Source organism: Streptomyces sp. HUAS TT11 (assembly GCF_051553595.1).
GTDB lineage: Bacteria > Actinomycetota > Actinomycetes > Streptomycetales > Streptomycetaceae > Streptomyces.
Window position 1 is genome coordinate 5293181 of sequence record NZ_CP196184.1, and the last position, 16746, is coordinate 5309926.

Below are 16746 nucleotides of genomic sequence, written 5' to 3' on the forward strand. Positions count from 1 at the left end.
CCGTACCGCGCCGGGCGGGACCGGGAGCGCCGCAGCAGATGAGTACGCACGACCGACTGACCCACATCGACGACGCGGGCGCGGCCCGAATGGTCGACGTCTCCGGGAAGGACGTGACCGAGCGCACCGCGCGCGCCAGCGGTCGCGTGCTCGTCTCGCCGCGTGTGGTGGAACTGCTGCGCGGCGAGGGAGTCCCCAAGGGCGACGCACTCGCCACCGCGCGGATCGCGGGGATCATGGGCGCGAAGCGCACGCCCGACCTCATTCCCCTGTGCCATCCGCTGGCGATCTCGGGTGTGAAGCTGGACCTGTCCGTCGCGGACGACGCCGTCGAGATCACGGCGACCGTGAAGACCACCGACCGCACGGGTGTCGAGATGGAGGCGCTCACCGCGGTCGGTGTCGCGGCGCTGACCGTGATCGACATGGTCAAGGCGGTCGACAAGGCGGCGGTGATCACGGACGTGCGGGTCGAGGAGAAGACGGGCGGCGCGTCGGGCGACTGGAGCCGGGCATGACGGCACCGGGAGGCCCGCCGGCCGGCGGCGCCCTGTCGGCGGCGTACGCGGCCCTGGTCGTCACCGCGTCCAACCGGGCGGCCGCGGGCGTGTACGAGGACAAGGGCGGTCCCCTCGTCGTGCAGGGGCTCATCCGGTTCGGCTTCACGGTCGACGGGCCCCTGGTCGTCCCGGACGGGGAGCCGGTGGAGAACGCGCTGCGGACCGGTGCCCGGGCCGGCTACGACGTGATCGTGACGACCGGGGGCACCGGCGTCTCGCCCACCGACCGCACACCCGAGGCGACCCGGGCCGTGATCGACTTCGAGGTGCCGGGCATTCCCGAGGCCATCAGGGCGTTCGGAAGAGAGAAGGTGCCGACGGCGGCCCTCTCCCGGGGGCTCGCGGGAGTCGCCGGACGGACGCTGATCGTCAACCTGCCGGGTTCCACCGGCGGGGTGAAGGACGGACTGGCCGTTCTGGAGACCCTGTTGGTGCACGCCGTCGACCAGATCCGCGGCGGCGACCACCCGAGGCCCGAGCCGGCCGGGCCACCGGTCGGCGAGGACGGGTCCGGACCGAGTGGGGGTGCGAGCTGAACAGCCCATCCTGGCCAGTCGAGCTGGCGGACGGTGATGTCGTCCTCCGGCCGATAAAGCTGCGCGACCAGCGGGTCTGGCGCGAGGTGAACCGCCGCAACCGGGACTGGCTGCGGCCCTGGGAGGCGACCATCCCGCCGCCCACGCCCAGCGGTCCCATCACCCACCGGCCGACCTACCGCCAGATGGTCCGGCATCTACGCGGCGAGGCCAAGGCGGGCCGGATGCTGCCCTTCGTCATCGAGTACCAGGGCCGGCTCGTCGGGCAGTTGACGGTCGCCGGCATCACCTGGGGCTCGATGTGCTCGGGGCATGTCGGCTACTGGGTGGACCAGGCGGTCGCGGGCCGCGGGGTGATGCCGACGGCCGTGGCCCTCGTCGTCGACCACTGCTTCAGGACCGTCGGACTGCACCGCATCGAAGTCTGCATTCGCCCCGAGAACGGGCCGAGCCGCCGGGTGGTGGAGAAACTCGGATTCCGCGCGGAGGGCCTCCGCCCGCGTTATCTGCACATCGACGGGGCCTGGCGGGACCATCTGGTCTTCGCGCTCACCGCGGAGGAGGTGCCCGAGGGGTTGCTGGCGCGCTGGCACCGGGCACGCTCGCAGCAGGCACGCGTGCAGAGTCCGAGCGCCGATCCGAGCAAGCCGGCGCACCCCGGCAAATAAAAAGTACGTTCGAAATTGATCGGGCTGCGATCGACTGGGCCCAATGAATTAGCGGGCTCGTCGGCCCGTTGATCGCATCGGTCCCAAAAAAAAGTTCGAAATATCAGCCAGATCGTGCGACACACCGGCGCAATTGGCAGATGGCCTCACGCAAACCCCTCTACCGTGTGAGGCGTGAGCAGCAGCGGCCTCATCTACGCAGTCATTGTCGGGGCCTGGGCCGCCTACTTGGTGCCTATGTGGCTCCGTAGGCAGGACGAGCTGAACGAGTCTCGTCCGACGGAACGCTTCAGCACCGCCATCCGGCTGCTGTCCGGACGGGCGGGAATGGAGCGCCGATACGCCAAGGACCTGCGGGCGCGCTCCACCGAAGAGGGGGAGCGCAATCCCGCCCCGGACGGCGTCACCGATTCGGTGGACGTCCGGGCCTTCGCCATGCCCCCCACCGGGCAGCAGGCACGGGCCCGGGTGGAGCCGCAGGGGGCGGTCCGGCGGGAGCAGGGTGCCAAGGGTGCCTCCGCATCCGGCGCCCCGTCCCCGGCCACCGCGGCCGAGCGGGCGGCCAAGGGTTCCTCCGCCCCCGACCCGAAGGGCGCCCGGCCCCCTGCGGGCCATGCCGTGCCGCGGGCGCGGACGGCGTCCTCGGCGGAGGCCATGGCGCGGGCCCGCCGTATGAAGGCGCTCGCGCGCCGGCGGCGTACGACCGTCCTGCTCTTCCTGGCGTTCACGTTCGGCGCGATCGTCGCCGCGGTCGGGGGCCTCGCCTTCCTGTGGGCACCGGGTGCGCCCGCCGTGCTGCTCAGCGTGTACATCGCGTATCTGCGGGCGCAGGAGCGCAAGCGGTTCACCTACACGATGGACCGCCGCCGGGCCGAGGCCGCGGCGCAACGGCTCCGGGAACGGCAGCCCAGACGGCGGCCGCCCACGGACTCCGGCGGGGGCGAGTCCGAGGACGCGTCCGAGCCGGAGAGCGACGCGGGGCTGTCGGCGCTCGCTGCCGACCGCCGGGCCCTCGTCGAGCAGACCGATCACGCGGAGTGGGTGGACCAGCAGCGCGAGCGGCAGCGCCGGCCGGGCCACGGCGACAGCTGGGAGCCGGTGCCGGTGCCGCTGCCGACGTATGTGACCGCCCCGGTCGCTCCGCGTGCGACGCCGGACGTGGACCTCGCGGCGCCCGACGCATGGAGTTCCGCCCGGTCGAGTGCGGCGGAGGCGGCGCCCGTGCCCGCGGCGTCCGGTGCCGCCGCCGAGGTGGACTCCGCGGAGGCGGAGGCCGAGGCGGACGACCGGGCCGACTCCGTGGACGGCGGCCGCAGCGACGCCCGCCGGGCGGCTTCCGCCCGGCGGTCCCGGGAGCGGGGGCGCACCCCGCTGTTCGACCAGTACGAGGACGGCGAACGGCCCCGGGCCGCCAACGAGTAGTGGCGGTTCGGCGGCGGCCTTGCCGCGTCCCCGGCGCTGGCCAGGGGCGAAACGGATTTCCGGGCAGGCCGATGAGGATGCTAGAGTTTCACTCGTTGCAAGGGCCTGTGGCGCAGTCCGGTAGCGCACCTCGTTCGCATCGAGGGGGCCAGGGGTTCAAATCCCCTCAGGTCCACCGCAACAACTCCCTGAGGCTCAGGGCAGTTGAGAGATCCCGTCCGATCGGAAGATCGGGCGGGATCTTTGTTGTGCCCCGAGACCGGCGAACGCGGCCCACAGGGCGCGCAGTTCACGGCAGTGCCGGCCGTACGGGGACCGGGTGGCCCGGCCCCCGCGCCGCGCTACAGAGGCTTCGCGAAGCACATGCTGAGCTCGTGGAAGCGGTAGTAGCCGAACTTGGCGCACGGCTCGTAACCGCTGGAGGAGTACAGGGCCACGGCCTCGGGCTGCTTGCTGCCCGTCTCCAGGACCATGCGGGTGCGGCCGGCCGAGCGGGCGTCCTCCTCCAGCGCGGCCAGGATGCGCCGGGCCAGCCCGCGGCCGCGCATCTCCTCCATGACGTACATGCGCTTGAGCTCGGCGTCCCCGTCCAGGTAGCCCTCGTCGCTCTTGTCCTGCGTGCGCCAGCCGCCGGTGGCGACGGGGCGGTCCTGTTCGTCGTACGCGATCAGGTAGAGCCCGGCCGGGGGCAGGAACATCACCGGGTCCAGGTGCGTGGCGTCGCCCCCGTCGCCGTAGCGCACGTGGTACTCGGCCTGGACCTGGTCGTTGAGCTTGACGGCGTCGGGGTGGTCGAACGGAACACGGCGAATATTCATGCTGTTCATCGTACTTCTATGCATAGGTGGACATACCGGCCCCACCAGTGTGCCGGTAGGGTTCCCGGGTGCTGACTGTGACCTCCGTGAATGTGAACGGGATCCGTGCCGCCGCGAAGAAGGGCTTCGTGGAGTGGCTGGCCGGGACCTCGGCCGATGTGCTGTGCCTGCAGGAGGTGCGTGCCGAGCCCGGGCAGATGCCGGAGGGCGTCCGGGAGCCCGAGGGGTGGCATGTCGTCCACGCGCCTGCCGCCGCCAAGGGGCGGGCGGGGGTCTCGCTCTACACACGGCGCGAGCCGGACCGGGTGCGGGTCGGCTTCGGGTCGGCCGAGTTCGACGGCAGCGGCCGGTACGTCGAGGCCGATCTGCCGGGTGTCACGGTCGCCTCCCTCTACCTGCCCTCCGGTGAGGTGGGAACCCCGCGGCAGGACGAGAAGGACCGCTTCATGACCGAGTTCCTCGGTCATCTCAAGGACCTGCGGCAGCGGGCCGCCGCCGACGGCCGTGAGGTCGTGGTCTGCGGTGACTGGAACATCGCCCACCGCCAGGCCGATCTGAGGAACTGGCGCGGAAACCAGAAGAACTCCGGCTTCCTGCCGGAGGAACGGGAGTGGCTGGGCCGGGTCTTCGACCCCGAGGACGGCGGTTATGTCGACGTGGTGCGGGCGCTGCACCCGGACGTCGAGGGGCCGTACACGTGGTGGTCCTACCGGGGGCGGGCCTTCGACAACGACACGGGGTGGCGGATCGACCTGGCCGTGGCGACCCCGGGGCTCGCGGGCAGGGCCGTCAAGGCGGTCGTGGAGCGCGCGGCGACCCACGGCGAACGGTGGTCCGACCACGCGCCCGTGACGGTCACCTTCGAGCGGTAGCGGCGACGGCCGCGCGGGGCCGCCCGCGGCGGGGCTACCGCTTGCGCAACCGCCGGTCCAGGGCGAGGGAGAGTTCCGCCTCCGCGACGCTCTTCGCCAGTGGGCGAAGGCGGTTGGCGTCCTGCGGGGAGCGGTTGTGGGAGGTCATCAGATCGGCGAAGACCTCGGCCAGGGCCTCCGCGTGCTCCCGCACGCGCCGGCCGGCGGTCAGTACGTCCGCGAGCGGGATGCCCTCGCGGACCAGGGCCGCCGAGACCTCCAGCAGCCGGCGGCTGATGTGCACGATCTCGCCGCCGTCCGTGCCGAGGTAGCCGAGTTCGAGGGCCGCGGCGAGGTTCTCCGGAGTGGCCTCGGAGCCGAAGACGTCGGCCAGCGCCTCCGGGGTGAGGCGGACCGGGGTCTCCTCGGTGGGTGCGCCGAGACCGAGCAGATCGCCCACGCCGCGTCCGTGGTCGAAGGCCTCGGCCAGCTCCGCGATGCCGTTCAGGGTGTGGCCGCGTTCCAGGAGGGCGGAGATCGTGCGCAGTCTGGCCAGATGCGTGTCGTCGTACCAGGCTATGCGGCCTTCGCGGCGCGGTGGCTGGATCAGCTTGCGCTCGCGGTAGAAGCGCAGCGTACGCACCGTGATGCCGGCCTCCTTGGCCAGCTCCTCCATGCGGTACTCGCGCCGCTCCCCGTCGTGTGCCACTCCCGAACCCTACGTCGTACCCGGGGTAACTTTCCTTGTCCCGCCCCCTACCCATCGGTACGCCACTGGCCTAACCTCCCATTGCGCCAGCGTTCACTGGCGGAGTCGCGTAGGCATGGAGGGGCGTCGGGATGGCCGAGCACGAGCATGTGCCTCATGTACGAGTAGCGGTGATCGGGTCCGGATTCGGCGGTCTCGGCGCCGCCGTGCGGCTGCGCCGCGAGGGAATCACCGACTTCGTCGTCCTGGAGCGGGCCGGCGGCGTCGGCGGCACCTGGCGCGACAACCGCTACCCCGGGTGTGCCTGCGATGTGCCCTCCCATCTGTACTCCTTCTCCTTCGCGCCCCATCCCGACTGGCCGCGCACCTTTTCGGGGCAGGAGCACATCCGGGCGTATCTGGAGCATGTGACGGACGTCTTCCGGCTGCGTCCCCACATCCGCTTCGACTCCGAGGTCGAGCTGATGAGGTGGGACGCGGAGCGGCTGCACTGGGCGATCGGGACGAGCAGCGGCGACCTGACCGCCGACGTGGTCGTCTCCGCCACCGGGCCGCTGTCCGATCCCAGGATCCCGGACATCCCCGGCCTCGACTCCTTTCCCGGCACGGTGTTCCACTCCGCGCGCTGGGACCACGAGTACGACCTGCGCGACAAGCGCGTCGCCATGATCGGCACCGGTGCGTCCGCCATCCAGATCGTGCCGTCGATCCAGCCCGAGGTCGCGAAACTCACCCTCTTCCAGCGCACCCCGCCCTGGGTGATGCCCCGGGTCGACCGCGCCATCAGCGGCTTCGAGCGAGGGCTGCACCGGGCGCTGCCCTTCACCACGCAGTTGCGGCGCGGTCTGTTGTGGGGCATCCGGGAGATGCAGGTCCAGGCGTTCACCAAGCACCCCGACGAACTCGGCTTCGTCGAGCGGCTGGCGAAGCGCAACATGGCCCGCGCGATCAAGGACCCGGCGCTGCGGGCGAAGCTCACCCCCGACTACCGCATCGGCTGCAAGCGGATCCTGCTGTCCAGCAGCTACTACCCCGCCCTGACACGCCCCAATGTGGACGTCGTCGCCAGCGGCCTGGCCGAGGTCCGCGGATCGACCCTCGTGGCCGCGGACGGGACCGAGACCGAGGCCGACGCCATCATCTTCGGAACGGGTTTCCACGTCACCGACATGCCGATCGCCGAGCGGGTCGTCGGGGCGGACGGCCGGACCCTGGCGGAGACGTGGAAGAACGGGATGGCGGCCCTTCGGGGGGCCACCGCGGCCGGCTTCCCCAACTGGATGACGATCATCGGGCCCAATACGGGCCTCGGTAACTCCTCGATGATCCTGATGATCGAGTCCCAGCTGAACTACCTGGCCGACTATGTGCGGCAGTTGGACGTCCTCGGCGGCCGGGTGGCGCTCGACGCCCGCCCGCAGGCCGTCGAGAACTGGAACGACAGGGTGCAGGAGCGCATGAAGCGCACCGTGTGGAACACCGGCGGCTGCACCAGCTGGTACCTCGACGCCCGCGGTCGCAACACCACCATCTGGCCCGGTACGACCTCGGAGTTCCGGGGTGCGACACGGCGGGTGGATCTCGCCGAGTACGAGGTGCTCCGCGCCGCCGGGGCGGCGGAGCCGGGCCGGGGCTCGGACGACACGAAGCTGGAGGTGGGCGCATGAGCCGGCCGACACACGTGGTGAGCGGGCCGTACGCGCCGCCGGCCGCCACCAGGGAGCTGACCGTCCGCTCCGCCGACGGCGCCCGGCTGCACGTGGAGGTGCACGGACCCGAGGGCGCGCCCCCGGTCGTCCTCTCCCACGGCTGGACCTGCTCGACGGCCTTCTGGGCGGCGCAGATACGGGATCTCGCCGCCGACCACCGGGTGATCGCCTACGACCAGCGCGGGCACGGACGTAGCCCCGCGGGCACCGTGTGCAGCACGCAGGCGCTGGCGGACGATCTGGAGGCGGTGCTCGCCGGCACGCTGGCACCGGGGGAGCAGGCCGTGATCGTGGGGCACTCCATGGGCGGGATGACCGTGCTGGCGGCGGCCGCACGCCCCCGGTTCCGGGAGCACGCGGCGGCCGTCCTGCTGTGCAGCACGGGAAGTTCGCGCCTGGTCGCCGAGGCGCGGGTGCTGCCGCTGCCCGCCGGACGCGTCCGCACCTGGCTCACGACCCGCGTCCTCGGATCCCGTGCGCCGCTCGGTCCGGTCACACCGCTGGCGAAGCGCATCCTCAAGTACGCCACCATGGGCGCCGGTTCGGCGCCGGACATGGTCGAGGCGTGCGCCCGGGTGGTGCACGCCTGCCCCCGGGCGGTCCGCCACGACTGGTCGCGCGTGCTCGCGGAGCTGGATCTGGAGGCCGGGAAAAGGGAGTTGACGGTGCCGACGGAGGTGGTGGTGGGCACGGCCGACCGGCTCACACCGCCGGTGCACGCCCGGGCGCTGGTCGCCGCGCTGCCGCACTGCGTGGGCAGTACGGAGCTGCCCGGGCTCGGCCATATGACACCGGTGGAGGCGCCGGAGCTGGTGACCGGGCGGATCCGGGAACTGGTCGCGGCGTATGCGGCGGACGTGACGATCGAGGAGGGCGCATGACCAGGGTGAGTCTGGAGGGGCAGGTCGCGGTCGTCACCGGCGCCGCGCGGGGTGTGGGCGAGCTGCTGGCCCGCAAGCTGTCGGCGCGCGGCGCGACCGTGGCGCTCGTCGGTCTGGAACCGGACGCGCTCAAGCAGGTCTCGGAGCAGCTGTACGGGGACAACGGCCACTGGCACGCGGACGTCACCGACCATCGGGCGATGACCCGGGTCGCGCACGAGGTGAAGGAGCGGTTCGGGAAGGTCGACATCGTCGTCGCCAACGCCGGTGTGGCCAACGGCGGGCCGTTCGCCGACTCCGACCCGGAGTCGTGGCGCCGGGTCGTCGAGGTCAATCTGATCGGCTCCGCGGTCACCGCCCGCGCCTTCCTGCCGGTGCTGCTGGAGAGCCGCGGCTATCTGCTGCAGATCGCCTCGCTCGCGGCGATCACGCCCGCGCCGATGATGACCGCGTACTGCGCGTCCAAGTCGGGTGTGGAGGCGTACGCGCACAGTCTGCGCGCCGAGGTCGCGCACAAGGGCGTCCGGGTCGGGGTCGGGTATCTGTCGTGGACCGACACGGACATGGTGCGGGGCGCCGACCGGGACGAGGTGATGCGGGAGCTGCGGCAGCGGCTGCCGTGGCCCTCGAACAAGACCTATCCGCTGGGGCCGGCGGTGGACCGGATCGTGGCCGGGATCGAACGGCGGTCGAGCCATGTGTACGGGCAGGGGTGGCTGCGCGGAATGCAGGCCGTGCGCGGCTGGCTGCCGGGGATCATCGCGACGGTGGGGCAGCGGGACGTGCGCCGGTTCGAGCCGCGGCTCAAGACCGTCGGCACGGGGCTGGTGGGGGCCGGTGGCGAGGCCGATGAGCAGCAGCGCAATACGCTGCGTAACTGATCGAAATGCGTAGAGTGTCCGGGCGTGTCACTCTGGTCGAGGCCCAATCCCCTCACCCACAACGGGAGTGAACACCCATGGGCATGAAGGACCAGTTCCAGGAGAAGTCCGGGCAGGCGAAGCAGCAGGCCAAGCGCAAGATGGAGCAGGGCAAGCAGCAGGCCCAGCAGGGCAAGCAGCAGGCCCAGGAGCGCGGCCAGCAGGCCCAGGAGCGCGGCCAGCAGGCCCAGCACCGCGGCCAGCAGGCCCAGCACGATGCGCGGCGGCAGCAGGACGAGGCGGAGGACCGCCTCAACCAGGACTACGACGCCTAGGCGTCGTGCCCGGCTTCGGCCGTCGAGCGGGGTGCCCCGTCTTCCCGGGGCACCCCGTTCTCGTGCGCCGCGGGCGCACGAGGGGCAGCGGGCGTAGGCCTGCTGCCCCTCAACCGGTCCTTCGCGGAGGCAGTTTCGGGCGGGTCCTGTCGGGGACGCCGGTGTAGTCCGGCGGTGCGGCGGGAGGTGCGGCGTGCAGAAGGTCAAGGGCCATCCGTACCGCGTCGGCCAACTGCTTGTAGCGGCCCTCGGCCCAGTCCAGCGGGGTGCGCAGGATCTCCAGGTCCGGTTCCACACCGCGGTTCTCGATCGACCAGCCGTACTCCTCGAACCAGGCCGCGTTCATCGGGACCGTGATCACCGTGCCGTCGCCCAGCCGGTGCCGGCCCGTCATCCCGACCACGCCGCCCCAGGTGCGCGAGCCGATCACCGGCCCGAGTTTCAGCAGTTTGATCGCCGCGGTGATCATGTCGCCGTCGGAGGACGTCGCCTCGTCGGTCAGCGCAACGATGGGCCCCCGCGGTGCGCTGGACGCGTACGACACCGGCTGGGCGTTGCGTGTCAGGTCCCAGCCCAGGATCGTGCGCGTCAGCTTCTCCACGACCAACTCGCTGATGTGACCGCCCGCGTTGCCCCGCACGTCCACGATGAGCGCCGGCCGGGAGACCTCCATCCGCAGATCCCGGTTGAACTGCGCCCAGCCCGAGCCGCCCATGTCCGGGATGTGCAGATACCCGCAGCGGCCTTCGCTCAACTCCCGCACGACCTTGCGCCGCTTGGCCACCCAGTCCTGGTAGCGCAGGGGCCGCTCGTCGACGAGAGGGACCACGGCCACACGGCGGGGGCCGGTGTCCGCCTCCGCGGGGACGAACGTCAACTCCACCGTTGTGCCGCCTGCCGCCGCCAGCAGCGGGGCCGGTCCCGTCAACGGGTCGACCGGCCGCCCGTCCACATGGGTCAGTAGCGCGCCGTCCCGGATCCCCGTGCCCGCGAGCGGTGAGCGCGCCTTGGAGTCCGACGAGTCGCCAGGCAGGATCCGCCCGACCACCCAGCCCTCCTCACGGCGTACGAAGTTGGCACCCAGCAGGCCCTGGTAGCGCTGGTAGTGCGCAGGGCCCTCGTTGCGCCGGGCCGGCGACACATACGCGTGCGAGGTGCCCAGCTCGCCCAGCACCTCACGCAGCAGGTCCGCGAACTCGTCCGGTGAGGCCACCCGTTCGACCAGCGGACGGTACTGCTCCAGGATCGCGTCCCAGTCGATCCCGCACATGTCGGGCTCCCAGAAGTAGGCCCGGATGAGCCGTCCCGCCTCCGCGTACGCCTGCCGCCACTCCGCCCCCGGGTCCACCTCGTGCATGATCCGGCGCACATCGATCCACACCGTCGAGTCGGCGTCGCCGGACTCGGTGGACGGGACCGCTCGCAGATCGCCCTCGTCCAGCACCACCAGTCGTGTGCCGTCCCCGCTGACGGCGAACCAGTCCAGATGGCCGACCAGTTCGGACTTCTTGGCCTTGCTGATGGTGAAGTGCTCCAGTGTCGGGCGGCCGGAGGTGTCGTCCGGGTTCACGAACGTCTCGCCGAGCGCGCCGGAGATCGGCCACCGCATCCACACCAGGCCGCCGCCCGCGACGGGACGCAGCTCGGAGTACTTCGAGGCGGTGACCGGGAACGGTGTCACCCGGTTCTCGAGCCCTTCGGTCTCGACGGTGACCACGCCGTCGCCCTCTTCCTCCTCCAGCGGGTCGAGGCCTCCGGCGGCGGGCCGTCCCTCCGGGTTCACCGCGAAGGGAGAGGGGGTCGCCGACGACAGGGGCACCAGATACGGGCGGCAGCCGAGCGGGAAGGACAGGTCGCCGGTGTGCACGTCGTACACCGGGTCGAACCCGCGCCAGGACAGGAAGGCCAGATAGCGCCCGTCCCGGGTGAACACCGGGTTCTCGTCCTCGAACCGGCCGTTGGTGACGTCGACGATCAGCCGGTCCTTGATGCGGGCCATCTTGATCTGGCGCAGCGACCGGCCGATCCCGGGATGCGACCAGGTGAGCCAGTGTCCGTCCGGCGAGAACGCAAGGTCCCGCACCGGCCCGTTGACCGAGCGGATCAGCTCGGTGACTGTGCCGGCCGATGCGTCGGCCTCCGTGGCCTCCCCGGTCTCCTCCCCGACGGCGATCAGCAGCAGCCGCCCGTCGTTGGAGGCGATCGCGAGCCGCTCTCCCTGCGGGTCCGCCACCATCTCCAGTACGCAGCCCAGTTCGCCGGAGGCCATGCGGTGCGGCGCACGGTCGCCCGAGGCGCGGGGCAGATAGGCGAGCTCGACGGCGTCCTCGCCGTCGGCGTCCGTGATGTAGGCGACCTGCCCGCCCACGCCCAGCATCTCCGGCAGCCGGACCCGCACGCCGGGCGTGTCGGTGATGGTCCGGGCGGGGCCGTCCCGGTGCGTGAGCCAGTACAGGCTGCCGCGCACGACGACGGCGGAGGCCCGGCCCGTCTCGTCGACCGAGATCCCGTCGATGTGCTGCCCGGCCGGCACCTGATAGGGGCGGCGCCCCGCGCGCGGGCCGCCCAGGCGGATGTCGAGGCGGCGCGGGATCGAGTCGGGGGAGAGGTCGTCGACGATCCAGATGTCGCCCGCGCACTGGTACACCACGCGCCGCCCGTCGCTGGCGGCGCTGCGGGCGTAGAAGGCGTCGTGGTCGGTGTGACGGCGCAGGTCGCTGCCGTCGTACGCGCACGAGTAGAGGTTTCCGATGCCCTCGTGGTCGGAGAGGAACGCGATGCGCCCGTCCACGAACATCGGTGACTCGAGATGGCCCTCGAGATCCGCGAGCAGCCGCCGGCCGTGCAGCCACAGCCGGCCCATGGCGCCGCCGCGGTAGCGCTTCCAGGAGGCCGGTTCGTGCGGCGGGGTGCCTGTCAGCAGCAGGGTCCTGTGCTCGCCGTCGACGTCGGCCACGGCGATGTCGGAGACGGGACCCCAGGGAAGCTTGCCGCCGGGGTCGCCGTCGGTGGGGACCTTGTAGGCCCAGGTGAAGTAGGAGAAGGGCTCACCGTGCGAGGCGACGGCGAGGATGTCGCCCTCCGGGGTCCAGCCGCACACCTGTGTGTCGGAGTTGCCCCAGTACGTAAGCCTTCGCGCGGGCCCGCCGTCCACGGGGGTCAGATGGATCTCCGGGACGAGGCTGCGCCAGCTCGTGTAGGCGATGAGGCGGCCGTCGGGTGAGAAGCGGGGATGGCCGACCTTCGTACGGTCGACCGTGAGCCGCCAGGCGCGGCCCGAGCCGTCCACCCGGGCCACCCACAGATCGTCCTCGGCGGCGAAGCACAGGCGGTCGCCGTGCAGGTGCGGGAAGCGGAGGTAGCCGGGTGCGTTCTCGAACACGTCGCTCGCGTCGCTCACCTACCCATGCTTTTCCTGCGGACCGGCGGCGGCAACTCGTACGCCGGGCGGCGGCCGGACCGGGCGGACGGTTGAGTGCGGGAGCCGTGATTCATGACACGTACGAAACGGTTTCGTTTCGTTGACAGCGGGGGTATTGTCGTGAACGTACGAAACGGTGTCGTTCGGAGTCTGCAGCTCCGGCGCGGAGCAGGAAGGTGAGTCGGGTGGCTGAGGTCGCAGCGGCACGTCGCACGCGGATCACCCCCGAGCGCGAGGCCGAACTGTACGGGGCCGTGCTCGACCTGCTCCGGGAGGTCGGCTACGACACCCTGACGATGGACGCCGTGGCCGCCCGTACGCGCTCCAGCAAGGCGACGCTCTACCGCCAGTGGGGCGGCAAGGCCGACCTGGTGGTGAAGGCCATCCGGCACGGGAAGCCGGGCCCCATCGACGCGATCGACACCGGCTCGCTCCGGGGTGACCTGCACGCCCTGGTGACGCGCGAGGACGACTGCGTCATGGAGCAGAACTCCGCGCTGATGAGGGGTGTCGCCATGGCGATGCACCACAACGCGGACCTGCGCCAGGCGTTCCGCGAGCAGCTGATCGAACCGGAGATGGCGGAGTTCCAGCGTGTGCTGCAACGCTCCATCGAGCGGGGCGAGATCCGTCCGGACTGCCCGGCACTGGAATTCCTGGTGCACATGCTGATCGGCGGCTTCGCCACCCGGGCCCTGATCGACGACCAGCCGCCGACCCAGGCCTTCCTCACGTCGTACATCGACGCCGTGGTGCTCCCCGCACTCGGCGTGCCCACCCCCTGACCAGCCCCATCACCTGACCCCCACCTGACGTCACCGCTCACGTCGTCGGGCTGATCCCTCCTGCCCTGAACACCCCACGACCTGACCGGGAGTACGCCCTCGTGGCCACATTCCTCTACAAAATCGGCCGGCTCGCCTTCCGGCGCCGGCACTTCGTCGCCCTGATCTGGGTGGCGCTGCTGACCCTCGCGGGCGTCGGCGCCGCCAGCGCCCCCGCAGCGGGCTCCTCTTCCTTCTCGATCCCGGGGACGGAGGCACAGAAGGCCTTCGACCTGCTGGAACAGCGATTCCCCGGCATGAGCGCCGACGGCGCGACCGCCCGGGTCGTCTTCAAGGCGCCGGGCGGGGAGAAGGTGACCGCCAAGTCCAACAAGGCGGTCGTCGAGAAGACCGTCAGGGAGCTGCGCGACGGCTCCGAGGTCACCTCCGTCGCCGACCCGTTCACCGGGCACGCCGTCAGCAAGGACGGCACGATCGCCTACGCACAGGTGAAGTACAAGGTCTCCGGCATGGAGCTCGAGGACGCCTCGAAGGACGCCCTGAAGCGGGCCGCGCAGAGCGCGCGGGACGACGGGCTGAGCGTCGAGATCGGCGGTGACGCCCTGTCCGCGGTACCGGAGACGGGCGCCACGGAGGTCATCGGGATCGCGATCGCCGCGGTCGTCCTCGTCGTCACCTTCGGCTCGCTGGTCGCGGCCGGCCTGCCCCTGCTCACCGCCCTGATCGGTGTGGGCATCGGCGTCAGCACGATCACGGCCCTGGCGAACGCGCTGGACCTCGGCTCGACCACCTCCACACTGGCGATGATGATCGGCCTCGCGGTCGGCATCGACTACGCGCTGTTCATCGTCTCGCGCTACCGCGCCGAACTGGCCGAGGGCCGAGAGCGCGAGGAGGCGGCGGGCCGGGCGGTCGGCACGGCCGGTTCCGCGGTGGTCTTCGCAGGTCTGACCGTCGTGATCGCCCTCGTGGGTCTCGCGGTCGTGAACATCCCGATGCTGACGAAGATGGGCGTGGCCGCGGCGGGCACCGTCGCCATCGCGGTCCTGATCGCGCTGACGCTGATCCCCGCGCTGCTGGGCTACGCGGGCCGCAAGGTCAAGCCGGCGGGCGAGAAGAGCCGGCTGCTGGGCGGCGGCCGGGCCGCCGCCGCCAAGGACAGGCCGAACATGGGCACGCGCTGGGCGCGCTTCGTCGTGCGCCGCCCGGTCGCCGTCCTGCTGCTGGGCGTGATCGGACTCGGCGCTGCGGCGCTCCCGGCGTCCCAGCTGGAGCTGGGCCTGCCGGACGACGGTTCGCAGCCGACGGCCACGACACAGCGCCGGGCCTACGACCTCCTCTCGGAGGGCTTCGGCCCCGGGTTCAACGGTCCGCTGATGGTCGTGGTCGACGCGAAGTCGAGCGAGCACCCGAAGGCGGCGGTCACGACCGTGACCGACGACATCAAGGGCATGCGGGATGTCGTGACGGTGACGCCCCCGACCTACAACGCGGCCGGCGACACGGCGATGATCACGGTCGTCCCCGGCTCCAAGCCGTCCTCGGCGACCACCGAGGACCTGGTGCACGGCATTCGCGGGGCGGGCGCCGGCATCACGGCGGACACGGGTGCGAAGCTGCTGGTCACGGGCTCGACGGCGATGAACATCGACGTCTCGCAGAAGCTGAACGACGCGCTGATCCCGTATCTGGCGCTGGTGGTGGGTCTCGCCTTCCTCCTGCTGATCGTGGTCTTCCGCTCGATCCTGGTCCCGCTGAAGGCGGCGCTCGGCTTCCTGCTCTCGGTGACGGCGGCGCTCGGCGCGGTGGTCGCGGTGTTCCAGTGGGGCTGGCTGTCCGGGCTGATGGGTGTCGAGGAGACCGGACCCGTCATGTCGATGATGCCGATCTTCATGGTGGGTGTGGTCTTCGGCCTGGCGATGGACTACGAGGTCTTCCTGGTGACCCGGATGCGCGAGGCCTACGTCCACGGGGAGAACCCCGGTCAGGCGATCGTGACCGGCTTCCGGCACGGTGCGCGGGTCGTCACCGCCGCCGCGGTCATCATGATCGCCGTCTTCTCCGGCTTCATCGGCTCCAGCGAGTCGATGATCAAGATGATCGGCTTCGGCCTCGCCATCGCGGTCTTCTTCGACGCCTTCGTGGTGCGGATGGCGCTCGTCCCGGCGGTGCTTGCCCTGCTCGGCAGGAAGGCCTGGTGGCTTCCGAAGTGGCTCGGCCGCGTCCTGCCGAACGTGGACGTCGAGGGCGAGGGACTGCGCACGCGGCGGGACGAGGGCCGCAGGGACCCGGATCAGGACCGGGAGCTCGTGGGGGTCTGAGCCCCGCCCCACGGACGCGGACCGCCGCGCCACCACGAAGGGTGGCGCGGCGGTCCGCTGCTCCGAAAGGGTGGACTGTCCGCTCCCGGCGGGACCGAGGCCGCCGGGCGTCCCGCCCCCGCGCGCGGGTGACCGGCGGGAATCCGTTCGTGGCCCGGGTGAGCGGCGACTAGCCTGCCCTGCATGACCACCACCGACGCAGCGAACTCCGGAGCCCATCCCCGTTTCGCCGAGGCCCTCGAAGAGCTGGGACTGGGTGAGCTCCAGGGGCGGATCCGGCGGTTCCCCGACGCGACCCGTACCGCCGCCGAGGCAGCCGCCGCCATCGGATGCGAACTCAGCCAGATCTGCAAGTCGCTGATCTTCGTGGCATGGGAGTCCCCCCTGTCCGACGGGAGCCGGGAGTTCGGGGGTGGGGCGCCGGTGCTCGTCCTCATGGACGGGGCGTCCCGGGTGGACGTGGAGCGGGTCCGGCGGGAACTGGGGGCCGCCGAGGTGACCCGGGCCAAGGCCGACGTGGTGCGGGAGACCACCGGGTACGCGATCGGCGGCGTGCCCCCCTTCGGGCACCGCACGGCGACACGTGTGCTCGCCGATCGCTCGCTGCTGAACCACGACACGGTGTGGGCCGCGGCGGGCACCCCGCACACCGTGTTCCCGATGGACCCCAGGACGCTGATCGGGCACGCGGGCGGCACGCTGGTCGACGTGCGCGAGCAGCCGGCGTGACGGATCGCGGACCCCGGGACGCTCCTCGGTCCCCTCGCCGATGAGCACCTCGGAGGCATTCCCCGGCACCACGGGCCGGCCCGATCGGCGCGGTGTGGCGCAGATCACGGGAAGCCGGTGCGCGGTGCCGGACAGCTCAGG

The 16746-nt window shown here is 71.6% G+C and carries 15 protein-coding genes and 1 tRNA gene; 13 read left to right on the forward strand and 3 right to left on the reverse strand.

Going from position 1 to position 16746, the window contains the following annotated elements; genetic code table 11:
• The first annotated feature begins 38 nt into the window (after positions 1-38).
• The 5 genes from moaC (at position 39) to ACSHXN_RS23755 (ending at position 3361) form a co-directional block, all read left to right on the forward strand.
• A complete protein-coding gene (gene moaC, locus ACSHXN_RS23735) occupies positions 39-518 on the forward strand; it encodes a cyclic pyranopterin monophosphate synthase MoaC (RefSeq protein WP_355141877.1) in 480 nt (159 codons plus the stop codon).
• Positions 515-1096, forward strand: coding sequence for a MogA/MoaB family molybdenum cofactor biosynthesis protein (locus ACSHXN_RS23740; protein ID WP_438303670.1), 582 nt, complete (start codon positions 515-517; stop codon positions 1094-1096). Before moaC ends, ACSHXN_RS23740 begins: the two co-directional genes overlap by 4 nt.
• Positions 1093-1764 carry a GNAT family N-acetyltransferase gene (locus tag ACSHXN_RS23745; protein WP_438306494.1) on the forward strand — a complete coding sequence of 224 codons (672 nt, stop codon included), beginning with the start codon at positions 1093-1095 and terminating at the stop codon, positions 1762-1764. The genes ACSHXN_RS23740 and ACSHXN_RS23745 overlap by 4 nt, the downstream gene beginning before the upstream one ends.
• A 174-nt stretch (positions 1765-1938) precedes the next feature.
• Complete coding sequence (gene sepX, locus ACSHXN_RS23750) at positions 1939-3186, forward strand: divisome protein SepX/GlpR (protein WP_355141881.1); 1248 nt, start codon at positions 1939-1941, stop codon at positions 3184-3186.
• Between the two features lie 101 nt (positions 3187-3287).
• Positions 3288-3361, forward strand: a tRNA-Ala gene (locus ACSHXN_RS23755).
• 166 nt (positions 3362-3527) lie between these two features.
• Here the strand turns inward: ACSHXN_RS23755 and ACSHXN_RS23760 are convergent.
• Positions 3528-4004, reverse strand: a complete 477-nt coding sequence (locus ACSHXN_RS23760) for a GNAT family N-acetyltransferase (protein ID WP_355141883.1) — start codon at positions 4002-4004, stop codon at positions 3528-3530.
• Between the two features lie 68 nt (positions 4005-4072).
• Between ACSHXN_RS23760 and ACSHXN_RS23765 the strand changes: the two genes are divergently transcribed.
• Entirely contained in the window at positions 4073-4876 is an 804-nt protein-coding gene (locus ACSHXN_RS23765; RefSeq protein WP_355141885.1) for an exodeoxyribonuclease III, read from the forward strand.
• Positions 4877-4910: 34 nt separating this feature from the next.
• On the opposite strand, the gene ACSHXN_RS23770 is transcribed toward ACSHXN_RS23765, so the two are convergent.
• On the reverse strand, positions 4911-5531 hold the full coding sequence (locus tag ACSHXN_RS23770) for a MerR family transcriptional regulator (protein ID WP_355141903.1): 621 nt from the start codon (positions 5529-5531) through the stop codon (positions 4911-4913).
• A 164-nt stretch (positions 5532-5695) separates the two neighbouring features.
• On the opposite strand from ACSHXN_RS23770, the gene ACSHXN_RS23775 reads away from it, so the two are divergent.
• From ACSHXN_RS23775 to ACSHXN_RS23790, 4 genes are all read left to right on the forward strand, one after another.
• Positions 5696-7231: a flavin-containing monooxygenase gene (locus ACSHXN_RS23775; protein WP_438303671.1), complete on the forward strand. Its 1536-nt coding sequence runs from the start codon at positions 5696-5698 to the stop codon at positions 7229-7231.
• Positions 7228-8154, forward strand: coding sequence for an alpha/beta fold hydrolase (locus ACSHXN_RS23780; RefSeq protein ID WP_438303672.1), 927 nt, complete (start codon positions 7228-7230; stop codon positions 8152-8154). Before ACSHXN_RS23775 ends, ACSHXN_RS23780 begins: the two co-directional genes overlap by 4 nt.
• Complete coding sequence (locus ACSHXN_RS23785; protein WP_355141891.1) at positions 8151-9035, forward strand: SDR family oxidoreductase; 885 nt, start codon at positions 8151-8153, stop codon at positions 9033-9035. The genes ACSHXN_RS23780 and ACSHXN_RS23785 overlap by 4 nt, the downstream gene beginning before the upstream one ends.
• 77 nt (positions 9036-9112) lie before the next feature.
• The gene (locus ACSHXN_RS23790) at positions 9113-9349 is read left to right on the forward strand and encodes a hypothetical protein (RefSeq protein WP_383351565.1); all 237 of its coding nucleotides are present in this window, start codon (positions 9113-9115) and stop codon (positions 9347-9349) included.
• A 109-nt stretch (positions 9350-9458) separates the two neighbouring features.
• Here the strand turns inward: ACSHXN_RS23790 and ACSHXN_RS23795 are convergent, their stop codons facing one another.
• On the reverse strand, positions 9459-12749 hold the full coding sequence (locus tag ACSHXN_RS23795) for a S41 family peptidase (RefSeq protein WP_438303673.1): 3291 nt from the start codon (positions 12747-12749) through the stop codon (positions 9459-9461).
• A gap of 206 nt (positions 12750-12955) precedes the next feature.
• On the opposite strand from ACSHXN_RS23795, the gene ACSHXN_RS23800 reads away from it, so the two are divergent.
• From ACSHXN_RS23800 to ACSHXN_RS23810, 3 genes are all read left to right on the forward strand, one after another.
• Positions 12956-13555, forward strand: coding sequence for a TetR/AcrR family transcriptional regulator (locus ACSHXN_RS23800; protein WP_355141897.1), 600 nt, complete (start codon positions 12956-12958; stop codon positions 13553-13555).
• Between the two features lie 101 nt (positions 13556-13656).
• The gene (locus ACSHXN_RS23805; RefSeq protein ID WP_355141899.1) at positions 13657-15876 is read left to right on the forward strand and encodes an MMPL family transporter; all 2220 of its coding nucleotides are present in this window, start codon (positions 13657-13659) and stop codon (positions 15874-15876) included.
• 183 nt (positions 15877-16059) lie between these two features.
• Positions 16060-16605 (forward strand): YbaK/EbsC family protein, encoded by a 546-nt coding sequence (locus tag ACSHXN_RS23810; RefSeq protein ID WP_355141244.1) that lies wholly within the window; start codon positions 16060-16062, stop codon positions 16603-16605.
• The last annotated feature ends 141 nt before the right edge of the window (positions 16606-16746 follow it).